The 994-nt window shown below is 52.6% G+C and carries 1 protein-coding gene and 1 pseudogene; one reads left to right on the top strand and one right to left on the bottom strand.

Annotated features, from left to right (window positions below; translation table 11 throughout):
- A pseudogene (locus tag HMPREF2935_RS00610) lies at positions 1-235 on the bottom strand (IS6 family transposase); the annotation flags it as partial.
- Between the two features lie 473 nt (positions 236-708).
- Between HMPREF2935_RS00610 and HMPREF2935_RS12520 the strand changes: the two are divergent.
- Positions 709-994 (top strand): ParA family protein (locus HMPREF2935_RS12520; protein WP_141755981.1); only part of this gene is annotated, 286 nt, incomplete at its 3' end.

Raw genomic sequence — 994 nt, 5'->3', positions numbered from 1 at the left:
CCACCCGCCAGGACCTGGCCTGCCAGTCAGGAACTTGCCGATACCACCGGGTCTTCTTATCCAGCTCAGGAGCATATTTCTGGACCCAGCGGTAGATCGTGGTGTGATCGACCGGCACTCCCCGCTCGGTCATCATCTCTTCGAGGTCGCGATAGCTCACGCCGTAGCGGCAGTACCACCGCACCGCCCACAGGATGATTTCACGAGGGAACTGCCGACCGGAGAAGATGCCCATGGACCTGATTATTCCACGCCGGTCTTCCTACTGCCCCAACTTTGCAACAGCACCTTTCAAGAAACATCTTCAATCTTTCCACGAAACCCCTGGCCGGCCGAAGGAAAACGGCGCTCAATAAAAGGAAACTCCCCTAGTGCTTCTCGTCGTTGGGAGCACTAGGGGAGAAGCCACCTGCGGGGGGGATTGTGGCTTTTTATTTTCCTTCCGTCCGACTATGCGCCGGGGGAGGTGCGCTGCGGACACCCAAAACCATACCGCCTTACAACGCGCCCGCAACCGGAATATCCCTCAGCAAGTGGATAGCTTTAAATTTCGAGATGCGCATATATGCATATGTGCATATCAGTACATGCGCATAAAGTGATTTTTAGTTCAGCTCTCTACTTAATGGTTTCCCTCCACATAGCATGATATACACACATGCGCATGTCGCTACCTGGAGAGATCTTCTCTAAATCTATTCTTGCTTTATGACTCGAGTAATTTCCGTGATTCAGTCGAAGGGCGGGACAGGGAAGACCACACTTTCGGTAATGCTCGCAGAGGCAATTCGGAAGATGGGTTATACGGTTGCAGTCGCAGACGGCGACCCCCAGCAATCTGCCACCCGATGGGCGAGCAGAGTAAAGGATTTTCCATTTCCCATCGAATCTGTCCGCAGTTCAAATGATTTCCCTGGAGTAGTCAGGAGAGGGAACAATCCGGACTTTCTTATAGTCGACACCCCTCCAGGTGGTTTAGCTTTCATAACCGAAA

The organism is Corynebacterium sp. HMSC076D02, from assembly GCF_001813815.1.
GTDB classification, from domain to species: Bacteria; Actinomycetota; Actinomycetes; order Mycobacteriales; family Mycobacteriaceae; genus Corynebacterium; species Corynebacterium simulans.
Note: the sequence above shows the minus strand (reverse complement) of the source record. Positions and strands in the feature narration are given on the sequence as shown.